Below are 25,508 nucleotides of genomic sequence, written 5' to 3' on the forward strand. Positions count from 1 at the left end.
AAAATGAAAAATATATATAAAATTTTAATCGCATTTATTGGTGTATTAGCGGTGTCATGTAATGCAGATGATGTAGAAGACAGACCAGTAATTACGCCAGCATCGGCACCAGTTTTGCTTAGCCCACAAAATGATTTCAACATTGTTCTTACAAAAGAAAATGAAAATGAGATTGCTACAACAGTAATTTGGGATTATGCAAAGTATGATGGTACAGCGACTGTTGTTAATTATACTATTGAAATCGCAAAAGCAGGAACAAAATTTGCAACGCCTGTGACTGTTACTACAACTACAGCACGTTATAAAGCTTTAACAGTTGCGGAATTGAACTCGGCTCTAGTAAATGGAGGGTTTATTGAGAAAGAAGAAAACAATGTTGATATTCGTATCAAAGCTACAGTTGGTACCGGAGCTGAAGCGCAATATTCTAACTTCTATACTTTTAAAGCTACTCCTTATCACACTCCATTAGCAACTTCTCACTGGTTAGTTGGTGCTGCTACTCCAGGAGGATGGTCTTGGGATGGTGATGCTGAAACAGAATTCCCATTAGTAGTTGGTAAAACAGATGTTTATCAAGTAAAAGTTGTTCTTAAAAGTGGAGAAGCATTTAGAGAATTCTTAGGAAATAACTTTACAAGTAATGGTAACTGGGATGCAAGTCACAATTATACTTATTATTCAGGATTGGGTTACACTATCGATGACGAATTAGTAAACGCTGGTGATGGTGATAGTAACTTTAAATATACTGGACCAACGGGACCAAGAGTTTTAACTATTGACAATGGTGCGAAAAAAATTACATTAGACTAGTTTTTTAATGGAATCTACAAAAAAGGGCTATCTCCAGATAGCCCTTTTTTAATCAAGCTAACTAACCAAACAAACCACTAGATTATGAAAAAAATAATACTTTTTATTTTCTTTTTACTGTCACTTGCTATCCATGCTCAACAAATATCAGTTTCACCAGCAGTGTTTCAGGTAAATGAGCCTATTACGATTACGGCTTCATTTGCATCAAGCACGTGCAATACAATGGGAACCAATCCAACAAAAGTGTATATGCATTCAGGAATTGGTACCGATGCAAGTCCTTGGCAAACCGCCAAAGGAAATTGGGGTGTAGATGATGGTGTTGGTCTAATGACTAAAAATGCGAATGGCACTTGGAGCATTACAATTACTCCTAGTATCTATTTCGGATTAACATCGGCTCAGCAAATTGCAGCAACCAAAATGGGAATTGTATTTAGAAGCGCGAATGGAAGTCAGACGATGAAATTGGCGCCATCATGTTCCGATTTTTTTCTTAATGTAGGATCTTTTCAAGTTACTTTGACTTCTCCAGTCGAAAATAGTACAACCATTATTAATTCTGGTTCAAGTTTTAATATTACGGCAACAAATACTGGAGGTGCGGGGAGTTATACATTAAAAGCTAACGGAACAACAATCAATACAAATACCAGTACTTCAAGTTATTCTTATACACATACTAATATTGTAGGAAACCAAAATTATGAATTAGTTGCCACTCAAGGAGCAACCGTAGTTTCAAAGAAATTTACAGTAGTTATAAATCCAAATACTGTTTCTGAAGCTATGCCAGCAGGTTTGGTTGATGGAATTAATTATAATCCTACCGATTTTACAAAAGCAACATTGGTATTAGATGCGCCTTTAAAGGATTTTGTATATGTAGCGGGAAGTTTTAATAATTGGCAGCCAACATCGGCTTATGCCATGAAAAAAGATCCGTCTTCAGGAAAATTTTGGCTAGAACTAACAGGTTTGGTTTCAGGTGAAAATAATACATATCAGTATTGGGTTGTCGATGCAACGCCACTTGCCAATTCGCCAGCAATGGTAAAAACTGCAGATCCTTATTCTACTTTGGTGTTATCTCCTTATGATGATCCTTCGATTCCGGCTGCTAAATATCCAAATATGCCAGTTTATCCAACGGGACAAAATTTTGAGGTTACAGTTTTAAAAACAGGGCAGACTCCGTATAATTGGCAAGTAGCTAATTTTGAAAAACCTCAAAAAGAAAAGTTAGTTGTTTATGAAGTTTTAGTTCGTGATTTTGATGCGGCAAGAAGCTATCAAAGCTTAATTGATAAAATAGATTACTTTAAGAATCTAAAAATCAATGCGATCGAATTAATGCCGGTGATGGAATTTGAAGGCAATGAAAGTTGGGGTTATAACACTTCATTTCATATGGCTCTGGATAAGTTTTACGGAACTTCAGATAAATTAAAAGAGTTTATTGATTTATGCCATCAAAACGGAATTGCTGTAATTCTTGATGTGGCTTTAAATCACGCTTTCGGAAGAAATCCGATGGTGAGAATGTGGATGAATGATCCAGATGGAGATGGTTTTGGTTCGCCAACTGCAGAAAATCCGTATTTTAATACTGTAGCAAAACATAGTTATAGCGTTGGTGAAGATTTTAATCATCAATCTCTAAAAACGCAATATTATGTAAATCGAGTAATTAAGCAGTGGATTGAAGAATATAAAATTGACGGTTTCCGTTGGGATTTAACTAAAGGTTTTACTCAATTATGCACAGCAGGCGATAATGCATGTACGGATTCATACAAACAAGACCGTGTTGATATTCTGAAAAAATATGCTGACTTTTCATGGGCAATAGATCCGACACATTATACCATTTTTGAACATTTAGGAACTGATGCAGAAGAAAAAGAATGGGCAAATTATAGAGTAGAAGAAACACCGAGTAAAGGTGTAATGATGTGGGGAAAAATGACTAAAGAGTACAATCAGTTGTCGATGGGGTATGCTTCTGAGAGCAACATTTTTAGAATGAATAGTGCAAACCGTGGTTTTACTGCCAATCGATTAATGGGTTATGCAGAAAGCCATGACGAAGAACGCTTGATGTATAAAAATGTACAGTATGGAGCTGTAAATGGTGCATATAATGTAAAAACATTAAATACGGCTTTGTCTAGAATGTCAGCCATTGGTGCGGTTTCTTTATTGATTCCAGGGCCAAAAATGATTTGGCATTTTGGAGAATTAGGTTGGGAAAGCTCTATTTTTACTTGTAATGATAATTCCGTAAATACAGATTCAGATGCTACAGGAGGGGATTGTAAATTAGATACTAAACCACAACCTCAATGGGTAAATAATTGGTTAGGAAATTCTAATCGCAATAAAATTTATAACGATTGGGCTAAAATGATTACGCTTAAAAAAACTGAGCCAGTATTTTTAGGGACAGCAACAATGAACAATGCGGCTACTTTAGCAGTAAACATCAAAATTACCAACAGCAGCTTAACTTCCGCACAGTTAAAAGATGTTTTGATATTAGCAAATTTTGATACTACGGCTCAAAACGTTGCGACTGGTTTTCCGTATGCAGGAATCTGGTATAATTTAATGGATAATACCACTATTACTGTAACAGATGTAAATGCTCCTATAAATCTACCGGCTGGAGAATATAGAATTTACGGGAACAAAGTGGCAAATTTAGCAATAGAGGATTTTGAAAAAGGAAATGCTGTTAATCTGTATCCAAATCCAGTGGCAGATTATTTTACTCTAAATGCTGGTTTTGTAAAAGTTCAAATTTATTCTGTTTCAGGTCAGCTGGTGAAAAGCTTTAATTCAAATGGTACATCCGATTCTCAATTTGGCGTAAGCGAATTGCAATCAGGATTGTATATAGTAAAAACTTCTGACGAAAACGGTAAAACTCAGATGATGAAGTTTATTAAAAGATAAACTTAAAAATAGATCTTAACAGATTAAAAATTTGGTTAGGTTAGTAATGAAAAGGGCTGTTCTGCGTATTGCAGACAGTCCTTTTCTGATTTTTTAAGATAGGGTCTATTTATTTTTTCTTTTCGTATCGTTGTATTCTCCAATTAGAGAATAATATCCAAATGTTCCTAAGCCCATAACAATAAGTGGTGTAAGTATAAATAGAATAATGGCACCAAATACCAAATCATCCTGCTGGTCCGAAAGTAGTTTAGGTAAACCAAACTCAAAGACACAGAAATAAGCCGCTGCAGCCGCTAAAGCAATCCATAAAGCCCCTAAAACTTGTTTAATCGCATTCATTTTTTAAATTTTAAAGGTGAGTAGTTTTGTTTTTGTTGTCAATATAAATCATTCCAATTACAAAGCAGATTCCTGCAATAATTATTGGATACCATAATCCGTCCAAATAAAAATCGGTTTTGCCTGCTGTTTTGGCATGTGATACAAAGTAAGTTGATATGGCAGGGAGCAATCCGCCAAAAATTCCATTTCCTACATGATAAGGAAGAGACATGGAAGTATATCTAATTTTGGTTGGAAACATTTCTACCAAAAATGCCGCAATAGGGCCATAAACCATGGTTACAAATAGTACCTGAATAAAAACTAAAAAGGTCAATGTCCATTTATCGCTTGAATTAATTGTTGTTGAAATGCTGATTTGAGCATCCTTTTTGTTCAAATACGTTTTTTTCTCCACCACAGATGTACCGTCTGTATATTTTTTTTCTGTAATTGTGATTGAACTTCCGTCAGCTTTGCTTTCAGTTGAAACTCTTGGGGTTTCAAGAATCTCTGTTTTCTTGCTTACATCAGTTGTGTCGTACATCGTTTTATAAATAGGTCTGTATGATAGTATAGCAATCAACATTCCGAACATCATTATGTACTTGCGACCAACTTTATCGCTTAACCATCCGAAAACAATAAAAAATGGAGTTCCAATTAAAAGCGCAATTCCTAATAATTCATCAACTTGAGAAGAGTCAATATTCATAACGGTTTTCATAAAACTCATCGCATAGAATTGTCCCGTATACCAGACAACGCCTTGTCCCATAGTAGCGCCAAATAAAGCTAAAAGAACAAATTTTAAATTGTATCGGTTTCCAAAACTTTCCTTTAACGGATTTGTACTCGTTGTCCCCTCTTTTTTAGCTTTCGCGAAAACAGGAGATTCATCCATATTTTTTCTAATCAGATACGAAACGCCAACCATAGCAATAGAGACCCAAAAAGGAACACGCCATCCCCATAAATCAAAAGCTTCGGCAGAAAGTACACTTTTGGTTGCTAGAATAACCATTAGAGAAATAAACAAACCAACTGTGGCAGTAGTCTGAATCCAGGAAGTCCAATATCCTTTTTCTCCAGCTGGAGCATGTTCAGCTACATAAGTTGCGGCTCCGCCATATTCTCCTCCTAGAGCAAGACCTTGCAGTAAACGTAAAATCAGAACTAATAAAGGAGCTAGAAAGCCAATAGTTTCATAGCTCGGAATACAACCTATTAAAAAGGTTGAGCCACCCATTAATAATAAGGTAGCCATAAAAGTATATTTACGGCCAATAATATCTCCAAGTCTTCCAAAAAATAAGGCCCCAAATGGACGGACTACAAATCCAGCGGCGAATGTGGCTAAAGTAGATAAAAACGCTGCGGTTGGATTGTCACTAGGGAAAAATTTTGTCGAAATAACGACAGCTAAACTGCCAAAAATGTAAAAGTCGTACCATTCAATCATGGTGCCCATAGAAGAGGCCGAAATTACTTTCCAAATGCCCTTAGTAGAAGTTTTGCTCATAAAACTGCTTTGAGATCTTATTAATGAATGAAATGTAAAAATACAGTTTTACGAATATAGAAGATATTTTTTTATTCAGTCAATACTTTTTTAACAAAAACTGTCTATTTGTTGACTTTTGAATTTAATCGCAAAGACTCGCAAAGTTTTTTTGAATTGGCTCCAGCTTTAGCTGGAGTTTGCATAAAAAGCAATAGAAATGGCTTTAGCCAAAAATGCATGATTTGGCTAAAGCCTTATTGTTGGTTTGTTAAACACCTCCAGCTGAAGCTGGAGGCTATTCAAAAAATTAATACAAAAAAATTAACTTAATGACATCATCCATGACTATAGGGACTGTGATTGAAAAACAGAAAAGTATAAAAACAAAAAACCCGAATATTTCTATTCGGGTTTTGTGGTACCTCCAGGGATCGAACCAGGGACACATGGATTTTCAGTCCATTGCTCTACCATCTGAGCTAAGGTACCGTGCTTGTTGCGGGTGCAAATATATAATCATTTTTGGTTTGTGCAAAACATTTTTTAGAAAAAATCAATTCGTATCTTCGCAAAAGCAAAAAAGGAAATATGATTTTAACGGTTGATGTCGGAAACACCAGAATTAAAGCGTCTGTCTTTGAGGATAATACTGCCCTAGAAAGTTTTATTTTTGAGAAAAACGAACTCGAAAAAAAAATTGAAAAAATTTTAGAAAAATATCCAAAATGCTCGGATTTGGTTGTTGCTTCGGTAGGAAATATCGAAAAACAATCATTTTTAACTTTTGAAAATAGACTCAAAGTTCATTTTTTTACCCACGAAGATGTTTTTCCTTTCCATAATAAATATGCAACCCCAAAAACTTTGGGAATAGACAGGATGATTTTGGCAGCAGGAGCCACATTACAATTTCCAAAACAAAACCGTTTAGTTATAGATGCAGGAACTTGCATTACCTACGATTTTATCGACGAAAATGACAATTATTTAGGAGGAGCCATCTCTCCTGGTCTTCGCTTACGATATGAATCATTGCATAATTTTACAGCCAGACTGCCGTTACTAACCTTAGAAGAACCCGATTCTTATGTAGGAAACTCTACGGCACAAGCCATACATTCTGGTGTTGTCAATGGTTTCGTCTATGAGATTGACGGTTTTATCGATGAATATCGCAAAGAGTTTTCAAATTTTATCATAATTTTAACGGGAGGCGATGCAGATTTTTTGGCTAAACGATTAAAAAATACCATATTTGCCAATTCAAATTTCCTTCTGGAGAGTTTGAGCCAAACATATCAATATAAAATCGACAATGATTAAAAAAGTAATACTAAGCGCTTGTTTGCTTATATCGTTCGTTTCATTCGCTCAACAAGGTACTGCTTCACCTTATTCTTTTTTCGGAATAGGAGATGTGAGATTCAAGGGAACTCTTGAAAACAGATCTATGGCAGGAGTTGCAGTAGAGCAAGATACGATTCACTTAAATTTAGAAAATCCGGCAAGTTATGCCAGCTTAATTCAGACAACTTTTACAGTTGGAGGGACATTTGCGACTTCAAATTTAAAAACAACTTCTGCATCAGAAAAAGCACAGCGTTCTACTTTTGATTATTTGGCGTTAGGAATCCCAATGGGAAAATTTGGTGCTTCATTCGGTTTGATTCCTGTAACTTCAGTAGGATACAAAATACGTGACGACAATTCTGCAACAGAAGGAGCAACGAGTTCGCAGCTTGATGGAAAAGGTGGTGTAAATAAAGTGTATTTTGGTTTATCATACAAAATAATGAAAGACTGGAATATCGGGGTAGACGCACAGTATAATTTTGGAAAAATTACAACAACAAGTGTTGAAGCAATTACTGGAGTCCAAAATGGAACAGCTGAAGTTAATACTTCTGAACTTTCAGGTATGGGATTCAGTTTCGGGACTATGTACCAGAAAAAAATCTATAAAAAGATGAGCATATTCTCTAGTTTGAGTTATTCTTTTGCGAGTAATCTGAACTCAGATAATACGAGAGTGATTTCAGTTCAAGGAGATCCAGAAGCTTATGCAGTTCCAACAGAATCAACAAAATTAAAACTTCCAAATAAGTTAAGTATTGGTTTAGGTGTTGGTGAAGCTAGAAAATGGCTTGTGGGAGCAAATATGACTTTTCAAGGAGACGGACAGTTAGAGAATTATTATAATGCAGCGAATAACGTAAGATACGAAAGCTATTCTAAATATGCGCTTGGAGGATATTACCTTCCAAATTATAATTCTTTTACTAGTTACATGAGCAGAATTACGTATAGAGCTGGTTTGAAATACGAAAAAATTGGTTTAATCGTAAACAACGAATCAATTAAAGATATCGGAATGTCACTGGGAGCAGGAATTCCAATTCCTGGATCTTATTCAAATGTAAACTTTGGGATTGAATTTGGTAAGCGTGGTACAACAGCTGCAGATTTAGTGCAAGAGAATTATGTTAATTTCAGTGTGAGTTTCTCTTTCAACGATAAATGGTTTGTGAAGAGCAAATACCAATAATCAAAATATATTATCTTTTAGAAGCTCATTACAATTTACTACATTTGGCAAATGAATTTACCAAAAAGATATAGTCTCATAGCTGTCACAGTTTTTGCTGTGACACTATTTTTTGGATGCGAAAGTAATTTTAAAGAAGTTCAGAAAATTAACTTCTCAGAATTCGTTCCTGCCAGCGATGCCGACACTGTAAATGTTAAATATACAGACTCTGGGCGCATTACAGGTGTTTTGATAAGCCCAAAAATGCTGGATTATTCAAATCTTGATTTCCCTTTTACAGAATTTCCAAAAGGAATTGATGTTACTTTATATGATAAAAAGCAAAAGCGTACCTTTATAAAAGGTAATTATGCAGTTTCGTATAAAAATACTGGAATCATTGATTTGATAGGAAAAGTAAAAATCACTTCAGAAGCGGGACAGGTTTTAGAAACGGAACAATTGTATTTTGACCAAAAGAATGAGTGGTTTTATACAGAAAGAAAGTTTAAATTGACCGATATAAAAGGAGTTTCCTATGGTCAAGGGATAGATTTTAGCAAAGATTTTAAAGTGATCAATTCGCAGCGAATAAGCGGTGAAATTGAATCAGACAAAGAATTATAATATTATGGGTTATTTAAAATATACACAATACGTTTACATCCTTTTTGCAGTTTTCTTTACTTACGATGGTATTGTAAAACTAAATGCGGGAGATGAGAGCTATCCTTTTTATTTTGTAATTGCAGGAATGGCTATTTTTATGTTTTTCTTTAGGAGAAGATTTCTTAATAAGCATAACGACCGAAACAAAAACCAATAAAAATGGAAATTAGTATTATAATAATATGTTTAATACTAGCCGCCTTTTTTTCTGGGATGGAAATTGCTTTTACATCCGCCAACAAAATTTATCTCGAGATTGAAAAGAAACAAGACGATTTTCTGTCTCGAATCTTAACGAAACTAACCGAAAATCCATCAAAATTTATTGCGGCCATGCTTATTGGCAACAATGTGGCCTTGGTGATTTACGGTTTTTTTATGGGCGATCTTATTTTAGGTTGGATGGCTTATTTTGGATTGATTTTTTCTGATTGGTGGAATATTCTCATTCAGACACTTCTTGCCACATTTGTAGTTTTATTGACTTCAGAATTTTTCCCGAAGGTCTTTTTTCAGATTTATGCCAATTCTTTAATTAAAATTCTGGCGCTTCCGGCCTATTTATTCTACCGATTATTTTATTACATCTCTACATTTTTTATTTGGATTGCAGATTTTGTGTTGAGTAAATTTTTTAAAACAGAAGGAAATCAAATTCATTTGTTTAGCCGTATCGAGTTGGGAAATTACATTACGGAACAAATGAGTACTGTTGAGGAAGATGAAGAGGTAGATTCGGAAATTCAGATTTTTCAGAATGCTTTAGAATTTTCAAATGTAAAGGCGCGTGATATTATGACGCCTCGAACAGAAATTGTAGATATAGATCTTTTTGATACTGTTGATGATCTTAGGGCCTTATTTATAGAAACGGGTTATTCTAAGATTATCATAAGTCAGAATTCATTAGATGATATCTTGGGTTATGTTCATTCATTCGATTTGTTTAAAAAACCAGCGACTATAAAATCGGTTTTGATGACAGTCGAGTTTGTTCCAGAAACTATTTTAATTAAAGACGTTTTGAATTTATTAATCAAAAAACGAAAAAACGTTGCAGTTGTTTTAGATGAATATGGAGGAACTTCTGGAATCATTACAATTGAAGATATTGTAGAAGAGCTTTTTGGCGAAATTGAAGATGAACACGATTTGGATGAAGAATTAATCGAAGAGGAGATAGGAGAAGGGAAGTATTTGTTTTCTACCAGATTGGATGTAGAGTATTTGAATGAAACCTATAAATTAATGATTCCAGAAGAGGATTCTTATGGCACATTAGGTGGTTTTATTGTAAATCATACAAAAGAAATCCCACAAAAAGGAGATAAGATTGTAATAGATAAGTTTCATTTCTTTATTGAAGAGGCGTCAAATAAGAAAATAGAACTAGTCAAATTGACAATTAAAGAGTGATTTTTTAAATTAATGAAAAAAAATGTTGAAAATAAAACGCTAGTTGTATTGTTATTAACTAGATAATTGTATTTTCGCAAACTGAATATAAAATTAACGATAATAAAATGGCAGTTTTAGCAAAAATTAGACAGCGTTCCGCTTTATTGATAGGAGTTATTGCACTTGCATTATTTGCATTTATAATACAAGATCTATTCACAAGAGGAACATTTGGTCAAAGTTCAAAAGATGTAGGAAGCATCGATGGAAAAGATATTTCATTTGAAGACTTTAGAGTTAAAGTTAGTAATGTTGAAAAAAGTGGGCAAGGGATAACTTCCACTGAAGCTGCAAACAGAGTTTGGGATCAAGAAGTTTCAATCGCTTTATTGTCATCACAATTTGACAAATTAGGATTGAGAGTTGGTGAAAAACATATTTTAGAGGTTTTAAAATCAGATCCAAATATTGGTAAAAACCCAATGTTCTTAAACGCAGCAGGAATGTTTGATGTTGTTAAGTTCAAAGATTATTTTAAATCAAATCCAGAAGCTGCACAATACATCTCTCAAAAAGAGAAAGATGCTGAATTGAATGCAAAATTTCAAATCTATAATACTTTAATTAAATCAGGACTTTACACAACTGCTAGTGAAGGAAAATTAAAGTATGAAATGGAAACTAATAAAGTAAGTTTTGCTTTTGCAGCAGCTCCTTATTCTTCTATTAAAGATAGTGAAGTAAAAATCTCTGATGATGAGATCGTAGCTTACATGAAGAAAAACGAGAAGAAATTCAAAGCAGATGCAACTCGCGAAATTCAATACGTTTTAGTTGAAGATAAAGCGTCTAAAGAAGATGAGGCTGAAATTAAAGCTAAATTAACTGCGCTATTATCAGGAAGTGTTGTTTACAATGCAAAAACGGGTAAAAATGATTCATTGCCAGGATTCAGAAGCGCTACAAACATTGCTGAATTTGTAAACGCAAATTCTGATGTTCCTTACGATTCTACTTATGTTCCTAAAAATGCATTGCCAGCTGTTGATGCTGACAAATTATTCAGCTTACCTGCTGGAGCAATCTACGGACCGTACGTTTATGGAAGATACTATGCAATTTCTAAATCTCAAGGATTTAAAGCTGGTGTTAATGCAAAAGCTAGTCATATCTTAATTGGTTACGAAGGGTCTCAAACTCCAAATCCAAAAGAGAAAAGAACTAAAGAAGAAGCTAAAGCTAAAGCTGAAGAAATTTTAGCACAAGTTCAAGCTAATCCAGATAGTTTTATGATGTTGGCTTTTACAAGTTCTGATGATTCATCTGCACAGCAAGGTGGTGATTTAGGATATTTTGGTCCTAACCAAATGGTAAAACCTTTCAATGATTTTGTATTCAGCAACGGAATTGGTAAAGTTGGTTTAGTTGAAACTCCTTTCGGATTTCACATTATCAAAATTACAGATAAACAAGACGGAATTCGTTTAGCTACAATTGCTCAAAAAATCGAGCCATCTGAAGCTACTTCTGATAAAGTATTTACATTAGCAACTAAATTTGAAATGGATGCTGCTGATAAAGACTTCAATGCTGCAGCAAAAGAATTAGGTTTAAAAGTTGCTCAGCCAGTTAATGCAAAAGCTATGGATGAAGCGTTTGGACCATTAGGAAACCAACGTAACATTGTAAGATGGGCTTTTGATAAAGAAACAAGCAAAGGTGATGTAAAACGTTTTGAAATTGCAAACATCGGACACGTTATTGCACAATACAAAGGAGAAAATAAATCTGGTTTAGTTTCTGTTGATATGGCAAGACCTTATGTAGAGCCAATCTTGAAAAACAAGAAAAAAGCAGAATTGTTGAAAGCTAAAATGCAAGGTTCAAGCCTTGAAGCTATTGCTAAAGCTGCAGGAGTTGCTGTTCAGCAAGCTGCTGATGTAACTCTAGATAATCCAGTTTTACCTGGTGGAGTTGGACAAGAGCCAAGAGTTGTAGGTAATGCATTCGCTTTAACTGCAAACAAAATCTCTGCTCCAATTGAAGGAAATACTGGAGTATATGTTGTAAAAAACATCAAAACTGTAAAAGCTCCAGCAATTGCTAATCACGCTGCTTACGTAGAGAAAGTAAAAGCTCAAAGCGCATCTGATGTAAACAGAGTATTACCAGCGTTGAAAAACAATGCTAAAATTGAAGATAACAGATTACAATTTAATTACTAATTAAAAAGTAACTCATCTCATATAAAACCCGAAACGCTCTAAGTGTTTCGGGTTTTCTTTTTTTTGGGAAGTTAGAAATTGGTTTGTGCTTTTTTACTGTTAATTTTCTAAAAGTATATAGGGATTATCGAAATTTAATTTAAAAAACTTGTGATTTTCAAAATATTACAGTTAATTTGCTCGATTTTTAATTTTAACATATTTTTGGCTTTTGCCACACAATAAAATAAAGAAGAATAAATTTCCAAAAAACAAAAGCTTTAATAACCAATCATTTAATGTTTTTTACTTTTAAAATTTTTAGAAGAAAGCAGAGGGTATATACCAAAATAGAAAGTCATATTTATGGTATTATTATCGAGCTTTTAAAAGTAGGTAGCACCGACATCAATGTTGATGAATTGGGTGGAAAGTATTATTTGAGTAACGAAGAACAACATTTTAAAGTTACCATTTTGAGTAACGATAATGTGATTAGATTAACCAATACGCATGATTCTGTTGCTGAGAAATATGATAAAATCTTTGTAGAAGATGTTTTAAGGGCTGTAAAAGAAGAGAAACACCGTCGAATGGAAGTGGTTTACGATTCAATTACCAATAGCATCGAAAAGATGGCAGAACGTTTGCACAATAGACTTATAGAGTCAAATGAACAAGACAAATCGGTTCGTCGTTTGGAGACAAAAGAAGTTAAAAGCAGTAAAAAAGTAAACTAATAGCTTTTTTGAAATGATTTATAAGATCATTTCTTCGTAAGTCAGAATAGTCTCATATCCTTTATTAAAGAAATATTCTTTTGGATTTTCTTTAGAAGCCACCAAAATAAAGTCGCCTCCCCAAGCTCCCAAACTTTTTATTACACCATTAAAATCAGGAAAAATTGCCTCTTTTATGGTCTGCATTTCTAAAACCTTACTCAGATGAATTTCGTGTTTCTGAATTGCTGCAGCAAATTCTTTTAATGTTTTGGCATGAAGAATAGCATTCGTGATTTTATTGTTTTCTGATACGCTTGCGGCTAAATGACTATTTTTATGATTGTTGTATGAGTATATGGCAGACTTGCTATTTTGTTTTTTATTTAGATAAACAAAATAAAGGTGTTCTTTAAAATCGGGGTTAAATTCAACTTGCTGTACAAAATTATCTTTTATGCGATATAAAACAGGAGTGTTGTTTTGCGCACATGCAATATCATAACCGCTTCCGCCGAAACTATTTTTTAGTAGTGTGAAAGCATTTATTTCAGCCCATTGCGCAATATTATTGATAAGAGTAGAAGAAGTTCCTAGTCCCCAGTTTCTTGGAAAACTCAAATGTGTGCTGACTTTATATCCGTTAGCATTATCAATAAATTTTGGGTTTAAAATATAAGCTTCATGCAGAATGTTGACTAAAGTTGTTTTTACGGTGTCAATTTGCGAATCTGAGCCTTTTATAACTTCATCAAATGAGATTGTTTCTTCAAACCATAAATGCTTGTCGTAATCATAACTTTTCCATTCGATCTGTTTGTTATCTAAATCTTCAATGACCAAATCCTGACCAAATTTTGTTGGTAACGCAAATGCATCTGCTCCATCCAAAACTAGATATTCTCCAGCAATAAATAATTTTCCGTTGCTATAAAAGGTTGTTGGCATACTTGTTTTATTATATAAATTCTAAAAATTTTTAAATTCCAAATTCCAAACCCCAACATTGGAATTTAGAATTTTGGATATTGAAATTTATAGATTTTGTTATTTTCTTAAACTTTCAATAAATTCTACCACAGCACTGTGAGAAACGGCTGTTTTTTTGAAGTGTGATTTTATTAAATGACGCTCTTCATCAGTAGCTTCAAATTGATTGATGATATTATTAAGGTGCATTTTCATGTGGCCTTCTTGGATTCCTGTTGTAGTTAAGGAACGCAATGCTGCAAAATTTTGTGCTAAACCTGCGACCGCTACAATTTCCATTAACTCTGGAGCAGAAGGCTTTTCTAAAATTTCTAAGCACAATTTTACTAAAGGATGCAAAGAAGTTAAACCACCAACAGTACCGACTGCGAGAGGAATTTCAAGCCAAAAAGTGAAAATTCCGTTTTCGATTTTAGCATGCGATAAACTTGAATATTGTCCGTTTTTAGCGGCATACGCATGTACGCCAGCTTCTACAGCTCTAAAATCATTTCCTGTTGCCAGAATCACGGCATCTACGCCATTCATGATGCCTTTGTTATGTGTAACCGCTCTGAAAGGCTCAACTTCCGCAATTTGTACGGCTTGAACAAAACGTTCTGCAAACTCTTGAGGATTGGTAATGTGTTTTTCTGTTAGATCTTGAATAGGGCAAGAAACTTCAGCTCTAACAAGGCAATGCGGCACATAGTTAGATAGAATACTCATAATGACTTCCAACTTTTCATCATTTTGACATAAGTCAGAATTTTGGGCTTCTTCTTTTAAGGTAGTAGCAAATTGCTCTAAACAAGAATTGATGAAATTAGCTCCCATGCTATCTTTGGTTTCAAAAGTGGCATGAAGCTGATAGTAATTTTCTAGTAAACTTCTTTTGTCTTTTAATTTAATATCAAGAATACCACCGCCACGTTGTTGCATGTTTTTGGTAATACTTTGCGTTTCTGAAAAGAATTTCGGTTTAATCTCGTCAAAGAAATGGCTTAATTTTTCTGCATCTCCACTATAAGTAAAATGAACTTGGCCAATTTTTTCGGTATCGATAATGGTGGCTTTAAATCCGCCTCTTGTTGACCAATATTTTGCTGCTTTAGAAGCTGCTGCAACCACAGAACTTTCTTCAATTGCCATCGGAATGGTTTTGTATTTTCCGTTGATCAAAAAGTTAGGCGCAACACCAAGTGGAATATAAAGGTTTGTAATGGTGTTTTCTATAAATTCATCATGAAGTTGCTGAAGCTTTTCGTCTGAATTCCAGTAATTTCTTATAATATTTTGTGCCTCTTCGGGATTTGAAAAATACTCATTTGCAATCCAGTTTATTTTTTCTTTTTTGGATAATTTAGAAAATCCGGCAACAGCGTTGTTCATTCTCAATGTATTAAATAATATTGTTGCGGCAAAGATACTATTTTAAGAGTTTTGATTGCAATCTATTTCAGACATGAAAGTACGCAATCGTTATTTTTTTTAACATTTAACACTTAAAATGTGTATTATGTTTATTTTTTTTACTAAAATTGGGCTCTTTTTATATTTAAAATAATTCTAATGAATACAAGCAAATTTACTGCAGTACTTTTATTCTTAACTGCAGTTGTTTTTGGACAGCAGAAGATAACTGTCGAGAATGTTTTTAGCGGTACTTTCCGGGCTAAAGGAATGGATGAACTGCAATCGCTGAAAAATACAAATCAATATACTGTTTTAAATGTTGACCAGGCGAGCAGAAGTATGCAGATTGATTTATATGATTTTGCTACACTAAAAAAAGTATCAAATCTTATCGATACTAAAAACTACAAAGAACTTTCAAGCGGAATTAACAGCTACACCTTTGATGCTTCTGAAAAAAAGATCTTAATTGCTTGTAATACTAATAAAATATTCCGTCACTCATTTACTGCTGATTATTTCCTTTATGATATCGCAGCAAAATCTCTAATTAAACTTGTTGATTTTCAGATTCAAGAACCGACATTTTCACCTGACGGAACTAAAATCGCTTACGCAAAAGAAAACAACTTATATGTATACGACGTAGCATCAAAAAAATCTACGGCTATAACAACAGATGGAAAGAAGAATGCGGTTATAAACGGTATTACTGACTGGGTTTACGAAGAGGAATTTGCATTTGTTCGTGCTTTTGATTGGAGTAAAGACAGTAAAAAAGTAGCTTATATTCGTTTTGACGAAAGCCAGGTTCCTGAGTTTTCAATGTCAATCTTTCATAAAGATTTATATCCAAAAATTGAAACTTTTAAGTATCCTAAAGCAGGAGAAAAAAACTCAGAAGTTTCGTTGCATATCTATGATGTAGCTGCGGGAGCAACTAAAAAAGTAGATTTAGGAAAATATAATGATTTCTACATTGCTAGAATGCAATGGACAAATGATGCAAATGTACTTTCAGCGCAGGTTTTAAACCGTCATCAAGATAATTTAGATATACTGTTCATTGATGGTACAACTTCTAGTTCAAAAGTAGTTTTAAATGAAAAAGATAAAGCTTATGTAGATATTACTGATAATTTGACTTTCTTAAAAGACAATAGTTTTATCTGGACTAGCGAAAAAGACGGTTTCAATCATATTTATGTGTATGATAAAAACGGAAAGCTTAAAAATCAAGTTACAAAAGGAAACTGGGAAGTGGTTTCATATTACGGTTTCGACGAAAAAACAAAAACTATTTTCTACCAATCTACAGAAAATGGTTCTATCAATAGAGATCTTTACAGAATTGGTTTAGACGGAAAAAATAAAGTGCGTTTGTCTTCAAAAACAGGAACAAGTGCAGCGACTTTCAGTCCAAATTTCCAATACTTTATTACAACTTTCTCAAGTAATACACAGCCAACAACGTATACTTTGAATGAGGCTAAAACAGGAAAAGAAATTCAGGTTATCGAAAACAATCAGGCTCTTGCTGATAGATTGAAAGCTTATGACCTTCCATCAAAAGAATATTTTGTTTTAAAAACGGCTAAAGGAAATGAACTAAATGCATGGATTTTAAAACCAAAAGATTTTGATCCTTCAAAAAAATATCCTGTTTTCATGTTCCAATATTCAGGTCCAGGATCTCAGCAGGTGGCAAATCAGTGGAATAATTCTAATGATTACTGGTTCGCTTCATTGACGCAGCAAGGTTACATTGTAGCTTGTGTTGACGGAAGAGGAACAGGTTACAAAGGAGCTGATTTTAAAAAAGTAACTCAAAAAGAATTAGGTAAATACGAAGTAGAAGACCAAATTGATGCTGCAAAAGTAATTGGTGCTTATCCTTTTGTTGATGCTTCAAGAATTGGAATCTTCGGATGGAGCTATGGTGGATTTATGGCATCTAACTGTATTTTTCAAGGAAACGATGTGTTTAAAATGGCAATTGCTGTTGCACCAGTTACAAACTGGAGATTTTATGACAGTGTTTACACGGAAAGATACATGCAGACTCCACAAGAAAATGCAAGCGGATATGATCAAAACTCTCCTATAAACCATGTTGATAAATTGAAAGGAAAGTTCTTGTTGATTCACGGTTCTGCAGATGACAATGTTCATGTTCAGAATACAATGCAAATGATGGAAGCTTTAATTCAGGCAAATAAACAATTTGATTCTCAAATTTATCCAGATAAAGATCATGGTATTTATGGCGGAAAAACGAGAGTTCAGCTTTATACCAAAATGACAAACTTTATCAAAGAAAATTTATAATCTAAAAATATAATTAAACCTAATTAAATAAAATAGTATGGGAGAAACTCAAGTAAAAACTGCGCATCCAAAAGGACTTTGGGTATTGTTTGGAACGGAGATGTGGGAGCGGTTCAATTTTTATGGAATGCGAGCTTTATTGACTTTATTTCTTGTAAATTCATTATTGATGAAGGAAGAGGAAGCGTCATTAATTTATGGAGGTTTTCTTGGACTTTGTTATTTGACACCAATGTTAGGTGGTTTTGTTGCCGACCGTTATTTAGGAAATAGAAATTGTATCCTATTAGGAGGATTGTTAATGGCAATAGGGCAATTGCTTTTGTTTACGAGCGGAAGTGTTTTTGGATCTAACTTAGGTTTGGCAAAAATCATCATGTACTCTGCATTAGGAGTAATTGTTTTTGGTAACGGATTCTTCAAGCCAAACATTTCTAGTATGGTTGGAAGTTTGTATCCAAAACAAGAAAAAACAAAATTAGATAGTGCTTTTACTATTTTCTATATGGGAATTAACATCGGAGCTTTTTTAGGTCAGTCTATCTGTCCTTTATTAGGAGATGTTAAAGATGCAGGTGGAATTAGAGATATTCACGCTTTCAGATGGGGATTCTTGGCAGCTTCTACTGCAATGTTATTAGGAACAGTTCTTTTCTATTTCTTAAAAAATAAATATGTGGTTTCTCCAGAAGGAAAACCATTAGGAGGGCTTCCTTCTAAAAATGATGCTTCAGATTTTGAAGAAGGAGAAGCACAACAAGCAAACTTTTCTACAAAAGCTCTTATCGGTGCAGGAATTGCATTTGTCGCTTTAGGATTCTTTTTTCATTATGTGGTAGGTCAGAACTTAATTTATACTTTGATTTATTCAAGTGGTTTAGCGCTAGCAGGATTAATTATTTCAGACACGTCTTTAACTAAAGTTGAAAGAGATAGAATTTATGTAATCTACATCGTATCGTTTTTTATTATTTTCTTTTGGGCAGCATTTGAACAAGCTGGTTCATCTTTAACTTTTATTGCAGATAATCAAACAGACAGACATTTCTTTGGTTGGGCAATGCCACCATCGATGGTTCAAATTTTTAACGGAATGTTTGTTGTGCTTTTAGCAGTTCCTTTCAGTATTCTTTGGGATACTTTAAGAGCTAAAGGAAAAGAACCAATTTCTCCTGTAAAATTAGCAGCTGGTTTGGTGATCATTTCTGTGAGTTTCTTTATGATTGCGACTCAGGTTTCTTATATCGGAACTTCAGGGCTTTTATTAGTTAAATGGTTGATCTTATTATATTTCTTAAATACATGTGCAGAATTATGTTTGTCTCCAATTGGTTTATCATTGGTTGGTAAATTATCTCCAAAACGTTTCGCGTCATTATTATACGGAGTATTCTTTTTGTCAAATGCTTCAGGATATGCATTAGGAGGGACTTTAGGTTCTATCTTGCCAGCAACTGGTGATAAATTTGCAAAAGCAAAAGAATTAGGAATCGATCTTCAGGCAGTTTTAGATAAAAAAATAACGCTTTCAGCAGATCAATTGGCTTTGTTGGATCATCATCAGATTAGTGCACAAAATCCAATTTTTGCTGGATTCGAAATCCATAATTTATATGAATTCTTTATGGTATTTGTTGTACTTACAGGTATTGCTGCAATTTTATTATTTGCTTTAACACCACTATTGAAAAAATTAATGCACGGTGTTAGATAAAAAATGGAAAACAATATTACTTTAGAAGAAATTCAAAATTTTAAAGGCAAGTACCCAAAGCAATTGTGGTACTTGTTTTTGGTTGAAATGTGGGAGCGTTTCTGTTTCTACGGAATGAGAGGGGTTTTAGCTTTTTTTATGGTAGACCAATTAGGTTTAGTGGAAGGAAAGGCAAATTTGCAATATGGAGCAATTCAGGCTTTTGTATATGCATTTACTTTTATCGGTGGAATTTTTGCTGATAAAATACTAGGTTTTAAGAAATCGCTTCTTTTTGGAGGAATTGTCATGATTCTAGGAAACTTGCTTATTGCAGCTTCTCCGCATGATTTCTTTTATTACGGAATAACACTTTCTATTATTGGAACAGGTTTCTTTAAACCAAACGTTTCTTCGATGGTAGGAGAGTTGTATCATGAAAACGACGGTCGTCGTGATGCTGGTTACGGACTGTTTTACGCGGGAATTAATATAGGAGGGATGCTTGGAGGAGCGATTCCTATTTATTTAGGAAAGAACTATTCTTGGAGTCTTTGTTTCCTTTCGGCTGCAATTGTAATGATTATAGGAGTTATAACTTTTCTTTTGACTAAAAAACATTTAGCGCCAATTGGAAATTCTCCGTTAGAAAAACATGAGCCTAAAAAGCGTAATCTTTACGAAATCGCCGTATATGTAGGTTCTTTTGTTGTAATACCATTTGTTTACATAATGGTTATCAATTCTGATTTTACGGAGTACTTTATGTATACTATGGGAATAGTAGCATTACTGTATTTTGCATATGAGCTGATCATGTTGAAGGATGGAAAACAGCAGCGAAAACTTTTGGCTGCATTTGTATTCATTTTTGGATATTTTATGTTTATGGCAATTTCTGAGCAATCAGGAGGTTCATTGTCTTTGTTTGCAAAAGATAATTTATCTAACAAGCTATTGTTTTTCCACATTGATCCAAACGTGGTAAATAACAGTATCAATTCATTGTATGTTGTTATTTTTAGCCCATTGGTAGGATTGTTATGGATATTTATGGCCAAGCGAAAGATTGAACCTAATACTGTTATTAAGTTTGGTTTGTCTTTTGTTTTGCTTGCCGCAGGATTCTTTATTTTTTACACAGCTAGATTTTTTGTAAACCAAGATGGATTAAGTTCTCTTGATGTTTTTGCTTTAGGATATCTTGTGTATACGCTCGGAGAGTTGTGTATCGGTCCAATCGGAATGTCAGTAATTACAAAATTATCGCCTAAGAGATTGTTTGGAATGATGATGGGATTATGGTTCTTGTCAAGCGCATTTGGTCAGTTTGCCGCTGGAAAATTGGGAGCTGAAATATCTGATGCTAATACAGGAACTACATTAATGTCTAAACTTATTGCTTATACAGATGGATACTATCAATTAGCAGTGTATTCGTTAGTTGCAGGTATTGCATTAATTGTTTTGACTCCACTAATTAGAAGATTAATGCAAGAAGTTAAATAATTATATTGTATTTAGTTTTTGCATAAATTTGTATAAAATTTCTCATTATGAAAAAAATAGTACTTATTGCTTTGTTTTTAATCGGTGCTGCAAATCTTCAGGCACAAGAATTAAAATGGTATACAGATGTTAGAGAAGCAATTACTGTAAGTAATAAAGAACAGAAGCCGATGCTGATGTTTTTTACAGGTAGTGATTGGTGTGGATGGTGTATTCGTTTGCAAAATGAAGTTTTAAAGACTGCAGAGTTTAAAAAATGGGCAACAGATAATGTGGTTTTAGTTGAGTTAGATTATCCTAGATCTGTTCCTCAAACACCAGAGCTTAAAAGCCAGAATAACGAATTGCAGCAAGCTTTCGGAATTCAAGGTTTTCCAACAGTTTTCTTTACTAGTGCAGAAACGAAAGATGGTAGGGTTAACTTTAAAGGTCTTGGTAAAACAGGATATGTTGCCGGTGGTCCATCAGCGTGGTTAACTGTTGCAGAAGGAATAGTGCATCCAAAGAAAATGTAAATTTTAATTTGATAAAAAATCAAAAGGTCCCTTACAGAGTAAGGGACCTTTTTTGTTTAGTAAGAAAAATTCTTTATAAAAAATCCTTTAAATTGAGTATTTTTTATTTTATTATATGTAAAAAAACACATAATGTATTTTTTGTATTAATATAATTTGGATAATTAAAATATAATGTTAATTTCGTCTTGCTAATCTAACCAAAACCAATTTATATGACTAAAAAATTACTTATCCTACTGTTTTTTTTAGGTTCATTTATGATGCAAGCACAAAACTTAGCATGGAGAACAAACATGACAGATGCTATTGCTATAAGTAATGACCAGAAAAAACCAATGCTGATTTTATTCACTGCCTCAGGTGTACCAGAAAATCTTCAAAATGAAGTCTTTAAAACACCCGATTTTGCTGTTTGGTCACGAGACAACGTGGTCTTAGTAAAGTTGGATTTATCTGATATGAATGCATCAGATAGCGATCGCGAACAAAATGTAAAATTGAAAAATGCATTTGGAGTTGAAGATCTTCCAGAAGTATGTTTCGCAATGGCATCAGTAAGAAAAAACAAAACGACATTTAGTGCTTTAGGAAAAATAGCCTATAAACCTGGAGGAGCAAAAGCTTGGATTGCAGAATCAAATGCAATTTTGCATCCAGTAGAATAGTAAACGATTTCATTCGACTTTTATTTTAATTTTTTTTAGTCCCCTTTCTGTTTTGCAGAAGGGGATTTTTTTTGCTCTTAAGAGAGCAAATCGCGAATTTGATTATTTTAAATAGTGTTTTTTTTACATTTATTAAAAATAGACTCATAAATTATCAATTTGATTTTAATTCTTAGAAGTTGATTTTTAATGGCTTAAAATCTTTATTGAATTCTGTTTTTGTATTATTTTAGTTTTATTAACATAACCAAAACCAAAATTATATGCCCAAAAAACTACTTATCCTACTATTATTTTTAAGTCCATTTTGTGTGAATTCTCAAAATATAATCTGGAAAACCGACATCAATGACGCTGTAACTGTGAGTGCAGAAAAAAGAATACCATTACTGATTTTCTTTACTGCTCAAGGAGTAAGTCCTCAGCTGCAAAATGAAATTTTTGCCACCCGAGATTTTGAAGAATGGTCGCGCAAAAATGTTATCCTGGTAAAACTTGATCTTTCTGATCCTTCTGCATCTGATGCTGTTAAAGAACAAAATCTAATGTTGAAGAACGCTTTTGGTATCGAAGATATTCCTCAAGTATGTTTTTCCGAAGTAACGGTCAGAAAGGGAAAAACAAATTTTAATAAATTAGGACTTATAGCCTATACAGGTTCTGGTGTTAAATCTTGGATTTCAGAATCTAATTCGATTATAAATCCAGAATAAAAACTAAAATTGATAATATCCCTTTTCTTTTGTCGAATGGAAAGGGATATTTTTTTTAAGACAGCTTTTTTTCCAGTATTTCTGAATTGAATTGGAGTTAGAACCATCTGCAATAACAATTTTTGGATGAATATTCTCTAACACTCGATCCAGATTTATTTTTGAGGTTTGAGTAAGGATTAAAATATCTGGCTGAATTTTTTCTGAGAAAGTTTTAGTGCTGTCAATTATTAGAATTTTAGTGTTTTTAAAGTAAAGCACATTTTTAATCTCTTGAATTTTAGTCAAGTTGATTGAGTTTCCAACGAGATAAGAATTTATATTTCTTTTATTGATGTCCTTTTGAATTGTATCTCGGGTATAAAGTGTAATATTTCTTCCTGAACGTTCAGAAATAAGGGTATTGCTTTTTTCATTGTAAACAATCAATTCTTCTTTTTTTTCGGTTTCAACTTTAGTTAAAATAAAAGAAATTTGGATCAAAATAATTGAGGTAAATATCAATGTCAATTTGTTAAAGCTTGGTTTTTTAATCCAGATTATGGTGCCAATTATAAAGAGTGAGAATGCCCATAGATGATAAAAATTGAAGCTGATATCTCTAATGACAAATGAATCGACAGATGCTACAATATGAATCATGAGATTTAGAAAATAAATGCTTTTTTCAAAAATCATTGTAATGAATAATGGCGGACTTGTAAAAATGGCGATAATCATAACGACGATTCCTGCAATCATAATAAAAGATAAAACAGGAAGTATAATGATGTTTGTGACAAAAAATAAGCCTGGAAATTGATGGAAATAATAAAGGCATAAAGGCAAAGTGCCAATTTGTGCTGCAAAAGAAACTGTGAGAGCTTCCCAGATATAAACTGTCAATTTATTCTTTGGTTTATAAATGTTTTTTAGAATAGGATGTAACCAAAGAATAAAGAATAAGGCGATATAACTTAATTGAAAACCAACATCAAATAAAAAATACGGTTCAAAAAGTAATATCAATAAAATAGAAACTAATAAAGTGTGATAGATATTGCCGTTTCGGCGTAAATGACTCCCAATTGCAACAAATGAGAACATCACTACAGATCTCAGAACCGAAGGAGATAAGCCCGAAATTACGGCAAAACCAGCTAAAGAAATTAGAATTGAAGTTAGTTTAAAAAAGGAACCCTTTTTTGTGTTTGGAATAGGTTTGAGAATAAAAGTGATGAAAAGCATTATAAAGCCCACATGCAGCCCTGAAACAGATAATATATGCGTTGCGCCAGAATATTGATAATCCTGAATAATATCTTGTGAAATCTCCTGTTGCTGCCCTAAAATTAAAGCCAGAGCAACATTCATTTCTGCTTTATTGAATTTTGATTTTTCGAGATTGGAAATTATTCTGGAATGCAGTTTGGCGCAATAATACCAAATGTCTTTTTGAATATTTTTGCTAACCAGAATATCTTTCTTCTGACAATAGATCTGTGCATAAATTTGTTTGTCGGCCAAATACCTGCTGTAATCAAATTGATTAGGATTTTTACTGGGATTATTTTGCTGAAGTACAGTTTCAAGTTTAATACTATTTCCTATTATTAAACGATTTTGAGAGCTGTCTTTCTGAATATTTACAATTATTTTTCCAGTATAGGCTTTTCCTGATATTGTTTTTACAAGACCAATGTAGCGATCACTGTAATCGTTACTTTTTAGTTTTTCTCTTAAAATTAATGTTACGGTTTGAGGGTTTTTAAAAGCTGTCTGGCAATGTGCGTAATTGCTTTTTTGAAGGTTTTGGGTATGGCATAGAAGTGTTAGTGCGCCAATACAGAAAGATACAATGTAACTCAAGCTTCCGAGCAATATCGTTTTTTTATTAGGTTTTAAATTCCAAAAGAAAGCTCCGCAAAATCCTATAAAACTAATTGAAACTGATAAAGTGATCAGAGAAATGGAAAAATGGAGATAATAAGAAGCAATTATGCCGAGTACAAAGGCAACTGTAATTTTTACTAACGGAAAATCTAATACTTTCATGGTATAAAAGTATTAAATATTTGTAAGAAAAATAATAAAAAAATATTCTTTTACGGAAGGACTCTGTTTACTTGTTCAAAAGAGTTTTTGTAATAAGGTTCTTTAGTAGAAGAAATAATTACTCCTTTTGAGGTTGAGGAATGCACAAATTTTACTTCATCAGAATTGACTTCTGTAATTAATCCAACATGATTAATCTGTCGGCTTTTGTTGGTTTTAAAGAAAATTAAATCACCTTTTTTGGCATCATTTAACGGAACTACTTTGCCAATTTTTGCCTGCTCATAAGAACTTCTAGGAAGATTGATACTTTCGCTTTCAAAAGTACTATAGACTAATCCAGAACAATCAAATCCATTTTTTGTAGTTCCTCCAGCTTTGTAACGAACGCCAATGTTATCGGTCGCTTTTTCTACCAGATTATTTGCTAAAACTTTGTTTTCTTTTTTTGATTCATTTTTGGTTACGACCGAAGAGGTTGATTTACAAGAAGTAAAAGCAATTGCTAAAAGGAGAAAAAGGAGTATTCTTTTCAAAA

Annotated in this window: 21 protein-coding genes and 1 tRNA gene; 15 read left to right on the forward strand and 7 right to left on the reverse strand. The window is 33.3% G+C overall.

Features of this window, described 5'->3' with window-relative positions; all coding sequences use genetic code 11:
• Positions 1-3: 3 nt before the first annotated feature.
• Together PQ463_RS19945 and PQ463_RS19950 are read left to right on the forward strand one after the other, a co-directional pair.
• Positions 4-819: a SusE domain-containing protein gene (locus PQ463_RS19945; RefSeq protein WP_274255181.1), complete on the forward strand. Its 816-nt coding sequence runs from the start codon at positions 4-6 to the stop codon at positions 817-819.
• 84 nt (positions 820-903) lie between these two features.
• The gene (locus tag PQ463_RS19950) at positions 904-3,780 is read left to right on the forward strand and encodes an alpha-amylase family glycosyl hydrolase (protein ID WP_274255182.1); all 2,877 of its coding nucleotides are present in this window, start codon (positions 904-906) and stop codon (positions 3,778-3,780) included.
• Between the two features lie 105 nt (positions 3,781-3,885).
• On the opposite strand, the gene PQ463_RS19955 is transcribed toward PQ463_RS19950, so the two are convergent.
• The 3 genes from PQ463_RS19955 to PQ463_RS19965 all read right to left on the reverse strand — a co-directional run bounded on the left by PQ463_RS19955 (position 3,886) and on the right by PQ463_RS19965 (position 6,097).
• Positions 3,886-4,122, reverse strand: a complete 237-nt coding sequence (locus PQ463_RS19955; RefSeq protein ID WP_177211167.1) for a DUF6814 family protein — start codon at positions 4,120-4,122, stop codon at positions 3,886-3,888.
• A 10-nt stretch (positions 4,123-4,132) separates the two neighbouring features.
• Positions 4,133-5,626 (reverse strand): MFS transporter, encoded by a 1,494-nt coding sequence (locus tag PQ463_RS19960; protein ID WP_274255183.1) that lies wholly within the window; start codon positions 5,624-5,626, stop codon positions 4,133-4,135.
• A gap of 398 nt (positions 5,627-6,024) precedes the next feature.
• A tRNA-Phe gene (locus tag PQ463_RS19965) sits at positions 6,025-6,097 on the reverse strand.
• 99 nt (positions 6,098-6,196) lie between these two features.
• Here PQ463_RS19965 and PQ463_RS19970 point away from each other — a divergent pair.
• From PQ463_RS19970 to PQ463_RS20000, 7 genes are all read left to right on the forward strand, one after another.
• Entirely contained in the window at positions 6,197-6,931 is a 735-nt protein-coding gene (locus PQ463_RS19970; RefSeq protein ID WP_274255184.1) for a type III pantothenate kinase, read from the forward strand.
• The gene (gene bamG, locus PQ463_RS19975) at positions 6,924-8,153 is read left to right on the forward strand and encodes a BamG family beta-barrel-assembly machinery protein (RefSeq protein ID WP_274255185.1); all 1,230 of its coding nucleotides are present in this window, start codon (positions 6,924-6,926) and stop codon (positions 8,151-8,153) included. The genes PQ463_RS19970 and bamG overlap by 8 nt, the downstream gene beginning before the upstream one ends.
• A 51-nt stretch (positions 8,154-8,204) precedes the next feature.
• Positions 8,205-8,762, forward strand: coding sequence for an LPS export ABC transporter periplasmic protein LptC (lptC, locus tag PQ463_RS19980; RefSeq protein ID WP_274255186.1), 558 nt, complete (start codon positions 8,205-8,207; stop codon positions 8,760-8,762).
• Positions 8,763-8,766: 4 nt separating this feature from the next.
• Complete coding sequence (locus tag PQ463_RS19985; RefSeq protein ID WP_274255187.1) at positions 8,767-8,961, forward strand: hypothetical protein; 195 nt, start codon at positions 8,767-8,769, stop codon at positions 8,959-8,961.
• A 2-nt stretch (positions 8,962-8,963) separates the two neighbouring features.
• On the forward strand, positions 8,964-10,220 hold the full coding sequence (locus tag PQ463_RS19990; protein WP_274255188.1) for a hemolysin family protein: 1,257 nt from the start codon (positions 8,964-8,966) through the stop codon (positions 10,218-10,220).
• 107 nt (positions 10,221-10,327) lie between these two features.
• Positions 10,328-12,427: a peptidylprolyl isomerase gene (locus tag PQ463_RS19995; RefSeq protein ID WP_111426039.1), complete on the forward strand. Its 2,100-nt coding sequence runs from the start codon at positions 10,328-10,330 to the stop codon at positions 12,425-12,427.
• Positions 12,428-12,705: 278 nt separating this feature from the next.
• Positions 12,706-13,146, forward strand: coding sequence for a hypothetical protein (locus tag PQ463_RS20000; RefSeq protein ID WP_111426243.1), 441 nt, complete (start codon positions 12,706-12,708; stop codon positions 13,144-13,146).
• Positions 13,147-13,164: 18 nt separating this feature from the next.
• Here PQ463_RS20000 and PQ463_RS20005 read toward each other — a convergent pair whose 3' ends face one another.
• Positions 13,165-14,073 carry a GYDIA family GHMP kinase gene (locus PQ463_RS20005; protein ID WP_274255189.1) on the reverse strand — a complete coding sequence of 303 codons (909 nt, stop codon included), beginning with the start codon at positions 14,071-14,073 and terminating at the stop codon, positions 13,165-13,167.
• Between the two features lie 99 nt (positions 14,074-14,172).
• Positions 14,173-15,486 carry a hydroxymethylglutaryl-CoA reductase, degradative gene (locus PQ463_RS20010; RefSeq protein WP_274255190.1) on the reverse strand — a complete coding sequence of 438 codons (1,314 nt, stop codon included), beginning with the start codon at positions 15,484-15,486 and terminating at the stop codon, positions 14,173-14,175.
• Positions 15,487-15,666: 180 nt separating this feature from the next.
• Between PQ463_RS20010 and PQ463_RS20015 the strand changes: the two genes are divergently transcribed.
• The 6 genes from PQ463_RS20015 to PQ463_RS20040 all read left to right on the forward strand — a co-directional run bounded on the left by PQ463_RS20015 (position 15,667) and on the right by PQ463_RS20040 (position 22,936).
• Entirely contained in the window at positions 15,667-17,838 is a 2,172-nt protein-coding gene (locus PQ463_RS20015) for a S9 family peptidase (protein WP_274255191.1), read from the forward strand.
• Positions 17,839-17,875: 37 nt separating this feature from the next.
• The gene (locus PQ463_RS20020) at positions 17,876-19,552 is read left to right on the forward strand and encodes a peptide MFS transporter (protein ID WP_201998893.1); all 1,677 of its coding nucleotides are present in this window, start codon (positions 17,876-17,878) and stop codon (positions 19,550-19,552) included.
• A 3-nt stretch (positions 19,553-19,555) separates the two neighbouring features.
• Complete coding sequence (locus PQ463_RS20025; protein ID WP_111426044.1) at positions 19,556-21,040, forward strand: peptide MFS transporter; 1,485 nt, start codon at positions 19,556-19,558, stop codon at positions 21,038-21,040.
• Positions 21,041-21,087: 47 nt separating this feature from the next.
• Complete coding sequence (locus PQ463_RS20030) at positions 21,088-21,555, forward strand: thioredoxin family protein (protein WP_111426045.1); 468 nt, start codon at positions 21,088-21,090, stop codon at positions 21,553-21,555.
• Positions 21,556-21,770: 215 nt separating this feature from the next.
• Entirely contained in the window at positions 21,771-22,223 is a 453-nt protein-coding gene (locus tag PQ463_RS20035) for a thioredoxin domain-containing protein (protein WP_111426046.1), read from the forward strand.
• 263 nt (positions 22,224-22,486) lie between these two features.
• A complete protein-coding gene (locus PQ463_RS20040; protein ID WP_274255192.1) occupies positions 22,487-22,936 on the forward strand; it encodes a thioredoxin domain-containing protein in 450 nt (149 codons plus the stop codon).
• A gap of 3 nt (positions 22,937-22,939) precedes the next feature.
• Here the strand turns inward: PQ463_RS20040 and PQ463_RS20045 are convergent, their stop codons facing one another.
• Both PQ463_RS20045 and PQ463_RS20050 read right to left on the reverse strand, forming a co-directional pair.
• On the reverse strand, positions 22,940-24,970 hold the full coding sequence (locus tag PQ463_RS20045; RefSeq protein WP_274255193.1) for a ComEC/Rec2 family competence protein: 2,031 nt from the start codon (positions 24,968-24,970) through the stop codon (positions 22,940-22,942).
• Positions 24,971-25,020: 50 nt separating this feature from the next.
• Positions 25,021-25,506 carry a C40 family peptidase gene (locus PQ463_RS20050; protein WP_274255194.1) on the reverse strand — a complete coding sequence of 162 codons (486 nt, stop codon included), beginning with the start codon at positions 25,504-25,506 and terminating at the stop codon, positions 25,021-25,023.
• Positions 25,507-25,508: the final 2 nt, after the last annotated feature.

This window comes from Flavobacterium sp. KACC 22763 (assembly GCF_028736155.1).
GTDB lineage: Bacteria > Bacteroidota > Bacteroidia > Flavobacteriales > Flavobacteriaceae > Flavobacterium.